The sequence below is a fragment of the Pseudomonas sp. NBRC 111130 genome (assembly GCF_001320485.1).
GTDB lineage: Bacteria > Pseudomonadota > Gammaproteobacteria > Pseudomonadales > Pseudomonadaceae > Aquipseudomonas > Aquipseudomonas vlassakiae.
Map to the genome: position 1 here is coordinate 1 of NZ_BCBG01000083.1, position 5,073 is coordinate 5,073.

Consider the following 5,073-nt stretch of genomic DNA (forward strand, 5'->3'; position numbering starts at 1 on the left):
ATAGTGCACAGCCTGAGGGCGGCGCCGTACCTGTGGGAGCGGGCGAGCCCGCGAAGAGGCCGGCAAAGGTTAAAGAGATCAGTAACCCCGGGCGAAGTCGACTTCGCCGCGCAACCCCTGCCCCTCGGCATACGCCCGCACATTCTCGGCAAACAACCGCACCATCGCCGCCGGCGAGGTGGGCGCTGAGCTGTGCCCGGTCAGCAACAAGCCCCAGGCGGTCCAGAACGGATGCCGTTGCGGCAGCGGCTCCTGCCGGCACACGTCGATCACCGCCCCGGCCAGATGCCCCTGTTTCAGTGCCTCGACCAGGTCGGCATCGACCACCGCCGCGCCGCGTCCGGCGTTGATGAACAGCGCCGTGGGCCGGAAGCACTGGAACAGCGCCGCGTCGTACAGGTCATGGGTTGCCGGCGTATCCGGCAACAGGTTGAGCACGTAGTCCACTTGCCCGACCATGCGCGGCAAATCCGCCAGCCCCGCCACTTCGACGAACGGCGCCTGCTCGCGGGCGCGGCTGGCGATACCGTACAGGGTCACGCCAAACGGCACGAGGAACTCGGCCACCCGCTGGCCGATATCGCCGGTCCCGACAATCAATACCTTGCGCCCCTCCAGGCTGCGCCCCGGACGGTCATCCCAGCGCCGCTCGACCTGGCTGACCAGGCGCGACAACACTTCGCGCTCGTGGCCGAGCATGTAGGTCAGCATGTATTCGGCCATCACCTGGCCGAAAATGCCTACGGCGCGGGTCAGGCGGTAGTCACGCGGCAACCCTTCGGCCAGCAACGGCGTGATGCCGGCCCAGGTGGACTGCATCCATTGCGGCTTGTGGCCCTGGCGCAACAGGCTCGCCAGCAGATCCGGCTGGCCCAGCCAGACCGGGCACTGCGGTGCCTGGCGGGCCAGTTCGGCGGAGTCGTTGCTGGTCAGCACTTCCAGTTCCGGCATCGCTTCGCGCAACAATTGGGCATAACGAGCATGATCATGCTCAGCGATCAGTACACGCATGATCAAACCGGGTCGTTGCGGCGCAGCAGTTCTTCGGGCAGGTGCTCGATGTATTCATCGTCCGGCGGTGGCATCTGCAGGTGGTAGCCCTGGTTGTCGAGGTTCTCCAGGACCTTGGCGATGTCTTCGCGGGCCAGCTTGCGCTCGGGGCTGAGAACCAGGTCGAAAGCATGCTTGGGCGTACCGAAGAACGGTAGCAGGGCTTCGGGCACGCGCTCCAGGCCATCGGCCTTGAGCACATACAGGTACATTTCGTTCTTGCGTGGGCTCTTGTAGATTGAGCAGATACGTTTCATTGCTTGTCTCCGGCACCTGCCAGGTCGTCCAGCAGGGCCTGGCCCATCCGCTCACGGCGCCAGCCGCGCAGCGAATCGGGCAGTTGATAAGGGCCGTTCGGGTAGCCACTCTTGAGCAGGGCTTCCAGGGTTTTCTTGCGCAGCATCAGCTCGGGGGCGATACCCAGGCGCTCGCCTTCGGCCTGGCCGATCGCACGCAGGCGCTTGAGGATACCGGCGGCTTCGATCGGCAGCGGCTCGGGGAGCGGCTGTGGCCATTGCTCGGACGGCAGGTTGCCGGCGCGCTTGATCAGTTCGAGCAGCAAGGCGCCGTCCTGGCGGATGGTGCGCGGGTGCATTTCTTCAATCTTGGCCAGGGCCGACAGGTTATCCGGCTGGCTCTTGGCCATGGGCCACAGCGAGTGTTCCTTGAGGATACGGTTGCGCGGTACATCACGGCTGCGTGCTTCACGCTCGCGCCAGGCGCACAGTTCGCGCAGCACCGCCAGTTGCTGGCGGCTCAGCTTCCAGGCGAGCTTGACGTCGCGATACAAAGTCTCGGGTTCGACTTCACGGCGCAGCGCAGCCACCAGCTCGGCGCCGTCTTCCAGCACCCAGGCGTACTTGTCGCCGGACAGGCGTGGCTGCAGGGCGGCGAACAGCTCGGCCAGGTGCACGGCATCTTCGGCGGCGTAGCTGACCTGGGTTTCCGACAGCGGGCGCTGCAACCAGTCAGAGCGGGTTTCGCCCTTGGGCAGCTCGATGCCCAGCACGTCCTGCACCAGGCGCGAATAGCCCATGGAGAAGCCCAGGTTCAGGTATCCGGCGGCCAGCTGAGTGTCGAATAACGGTTGCGGTAGCTTGCCAGTCAGGCGCAGCAGCACTTCGAGGTCTTCGCTGCAGGCGTGCAGCACCTTGACCACGTTGCTGTCGTCGAGCAGTTCGCCCAGCGGCTGCCAGTCGCCGATCAGCAGCGGGTCGATGAGGAAAGCCCGCTGCCCGTCGCCAACCTGGACCAGGCCGGCTCTCGGGTAGAAGGTGTCGACCCGCATGAACTCGGTGTCGAGAGCCACGAAGGGCAGTTCGCGCCACTTGCGGCAGTGTTCGGCCAGGGTCTGGTCGTCACGGATCCAGTGTATTTCGATGGCCACAAGGCTCTCCCACAAACATTGGCGCGCAGTATATACGGCGCGGGCCCTGCTGGTGAAACCTGCGCCATCCGTGGATTAGATGAACGGCCTCAACGCTGGGCTGCCAGCCACGGCCGGCAGCTGGCAAACACGTCCAGCGACTGCTGGTAGACCTCGGTGTGCACCTGCAGCAGGCCCAGCATCGAGTGGAACAGGTTGTCCTGCGACAACGGCGCATCGCTGAGCTTGGCCAGGCAATCGGTGTCGATGCCAAAGTCTTGCTTGTAGCTGTCGGAGAACCAGGTCAGCAGCGGCACATGCTTTTGTTGTTCCGGAGCAATGGCATAGGGGGTGCCGTGCAGGAACAGGTTGTACTCGCCCAGCGACTCGCCATGGTCGGACAGGTAGATCATCGCCGTGTCGACCTTGTCCTGCTTGCTGCGCAGGGTATCGATCAGCGAAGACAGCACTTTGTCAGTGTAGGCCAGGGTGTTGTCGTAGCCGTTGATGATCTCCTGCTCGCTGCACTGGTTCAGCGCGTTGCTCTGGCACACCGGGGTGAAGCGCTCGCCGTCTTGAGGGTAGCGCTTGAAGTATTCGGGGCCGTGGCTGCCCATCTGGTGCAGCACCAGCACGGTATCCTTGTCGAGGTTGTCGATCAGCTCGCCCAGGCCTTGCAGGAGGATTTCATCATGGCATTCGCCGCTGGCGCACAGCTGCGGATCCTTGAGGTTGCTGACGTCGATGAACTGCACGCGGTCGCAGGTGCCCTTGCAGCCCGACTGGTTGTCGCGCCACTGCACGGCCAGGCCGGCACGCTGGAGGATATCCAGCAGCCCCTCGCGGTTCTTCGCCACCCGGGCGTCGTATTCCTTGCGCTTCATGCCGGAGAACATGCACGGCACCGAGACGGCGGTTTCAGTCCCGCAGGAATGCACATCGGAGAAGCTCAGCAGGCCTTGCTCCCGGGCCAGGTTCGGGGTGGTATCGCGCGGATAGCCGAGCACGCCGAAGTGGTCGGCACGGGCGCTTTCGCCGACGACCAGCACGGTCAGCGATTTGCGCTCGTGCTTCTGCCAGGCCAAGTCGCGCTTGGCATCTTCGCCATAATTCTGGAATGGGCGCGCTGCAGTACCGACGCGCTCGTTGACATAACCGATGGTCGCGCCGACGACATTGCTCGGGGTGAGCATCAGGCGCAGTTCATGGTGGTTGCGAAACAGCGACGAAAGCCCTTGATAATTGACCAGTGCCACCGAGCCCAGCGCCACCACGCAGGCGCCGCTGACCACCAGTTTGCCGAGCAATTCGCGGTGCCACGGGCGGTAGGCGATCTTCGTCTTCCACAACATGACCGACGGCAATACACCAAGCAGCAGAATATAGGCAGCGAACTTGAACGACATCAGGTCGCGCACTTCCGTAACGTTGGTTTCGGCCATGTTGCGGAACATGCCAGCGTCAATAAGCACGCCGTATTGGTTCATGAAGTAGGCAGCACTTGCACCACTGATGAACAACACGATCAATAACGGCTTCAATACATAACGGAAGGCGAACAGCGTCAACACCAGGTTGAACGCGAACAACATCAGCACGGCGAACGCCAGGCTCAGCCAAAGCCCCGTCATCCCGGCAGGCACCACCTCTTGCAGGTGCTCCCAGAGGAACATGTTGAGACCCACCAGCAGGTAAACGCTGGCCAACAGCGTGACCCATTCAGTCCGCAGGGATTTGAAGTTGAGCATCGGCATTCGCAATCGAGAGTAATTATCACCCACAGGCCGGATGGTACTGTGGGAAAGTCGGGCGAACTCTAGAAAGCGCACCATCAATTTTTCGTGAAAAAGACGGTAACAATTTCGTAAGCCGATGCATTTTTTACATTAAATCAACTTCATTCAGCAGCCGTTCAGCCGTGCCTTGGCATAAGGTTCGCGGTCAATGTCGAGCACTTCCACGCACAACTGAGTGTCCACTCCGGCCTTGGCCGGGATCGCTTCGCGCAACACCTCGAGCAAGCCGTTCGACAGTTGCTGCTTCACCTCGGGCGAGCGCCCGCTGAGGATGGCCAGGCGCACATGGGCGAACGCTCGCTCACCCGGCGCGGTACCCACCCGGTACTGACTGAAGGCCTCGGCCCGGCTCTTGATGTCGCCCTCGTCGGCAAACTGGCCGCTGCCCACCAGGGCGTGGTTCAGGCGCAGCAACAGCACATCGACATTGAGTTCGCGCAGGTTGTCGCTGTATTCCAGGTTCAGGTGAGGCATGGCGCAGGCTCCAGGCACAAAGGAAGGATGCGACAGCCTACCCCAGTCCCCCACCTGCGCAAAGGCGGCTATCCTCAAAGGTCAGGACCTTACCGACAACCCTGACAGAGGTGAAGAAATGCCAGTTCCGCATGATCTGCTCGCTGACCTGCACATTACCGCTGACGCATTCCAGGCGCTCATAGACAAGGACCAGGACCTTCACAAGCTGCACAAGGAATACAACACCAAGGACAAAGAGGTGCTGGCCGCCGAGGCCAATGGCACCAACGACGAAGCGGTCAATCGCCTGCGCAAGGAAAGGCTGCTGATCAAGGACAAGATCGATCGGATCATTCATCCGCCCAAGTCCTGATATTTCTCTATTGAACTCACCGGCCTCTTCGC

Annotated in this window: 6 protein-coding genes; 1 reads left to right on the forward strand and 5 read right to left on the reverse strand. The window is 62.2% G+C overall.

Annotated features, from left to right (window positions below; translation table 11 throughout):
* Positions 1–78 precede the first annotated feature (78 nt).
* The 5 genes from APH33_RS22410 to APH33_RS22430 form a co-directional block, all read right to left on the reverse strand.
* Positions 79–1,011 carry a D-2-hydroxyacid dehydrogenase gene (locus tag APH33_RS22410; RefSeq protein ID WP_054887237.1) on the reverse strand — a complete coding sequence of 311 codons (933 nt, stop codon included), beginning with the start codon at positions 1,009–1,011 and terminating at the stop codon, positions 79–81.
* 2 nt (positions 1,012–1,013) lie between these two features.
* Entirely contained in the window at positions 1,014–1,307 is a 294-nt protein-coding gene (locus tag APH33_RS22415) for a YcgL domain-containing protein (protein ID WP_054887238.1), read from the reverse strand.
* Positions 1,304–2,437, reverse strand: coding sequence for a ribonuclease D (gene rnd / locus APH33_RS22420; protein WP_054887239.1), 1,134 nt, complete (start codon positions 2,435–2,437; stop codon positions 1,304–1,306). Before rnd ends, APH33_RS22415 begins: the two co-directional genes overlap by 4 nt.
* A gap of 89 nt (positions 2,438–2,526) precedes the next feature.
* Entirely contained in the window at positions 2,527–4,164 is a 1,638-nt protein-coding gene (locus APH33_RS22425) for a phosphoethanolamine transferase (RefSeq protein WP_054887242.1), read from the reverse strand.
* Between the two features lie 153 nt (positions 4,165–4,317).
* The gene (locus tag APH33_RS22430) at positions 4,318–4,686 is read right to left on the reverse strand and encodes a 5-carboxymethyl-2-hydroxymuconate Delta-isomerase (RefSeq protein WP_054887240.1); all 369 of its coding nucleotides are present in this window, start codon (positions 4,684–4,686) and stop codon (positions 4,318–4,320) included.
* 118 nt (positions 4,687–4,804) lie between these two features.
* Between APH33_RS22430 and APH33_RS22435 the strand changes: the two genes are divergently transcribed.
* Positions 4,805–5,041, forward strand: a complete 237-nt coding sequence (locus tag APH33_RS22435) for a YdcH family protein (RefSeq protein WP_054887241.1) — start codon at positions 4,805–4,807, stop codon at positions 5,039–5,041.
* Positions 5,042–5,073: the final 32 nt, after the last annotated feature.

What these genes read in the sequence shown, in the direction of transcription:
- APH33_RS22415 (WP_054887238.1), bottom strand. Translation starts at nt 1,307, where the DNA reads ATGAAACGTATCTGCTCAATCTACAAGAGCCCACGCAAGAACGAAATG.
- APH33_RS22435 (WP_054887241.1), top strand. Translation starts at nt 4,805, where the DNA reads ATGCCAGTTCCGCATGATCTGCTCGCTGACCTGCACATTACCGCTGAC.
- APH33_RS22425 (WP_054887242.1), bottom strand. Translation starts at nt 4,164, where the DNA reads ATGCTCAACTTCAAATCCCTGCGGACTGAATGGGTCACGCTGTTGGCC.
- APH33_RS22410 (WP_054887237.1), bottom strand. Translation starts at nt 1,011, where the DNA reads ATGCGTGTACTGATCGCTGAGCATGATCATGCTCGTTATGCCCAATTG.
- APH33_RS22430 (WP_054887240.1), bottom strand. Translation starts at nt 4,686, where the DNA reads ATGCCTCACCTGAACCTGGAATACAGCGACAACCTGCGCGAACTCAAT.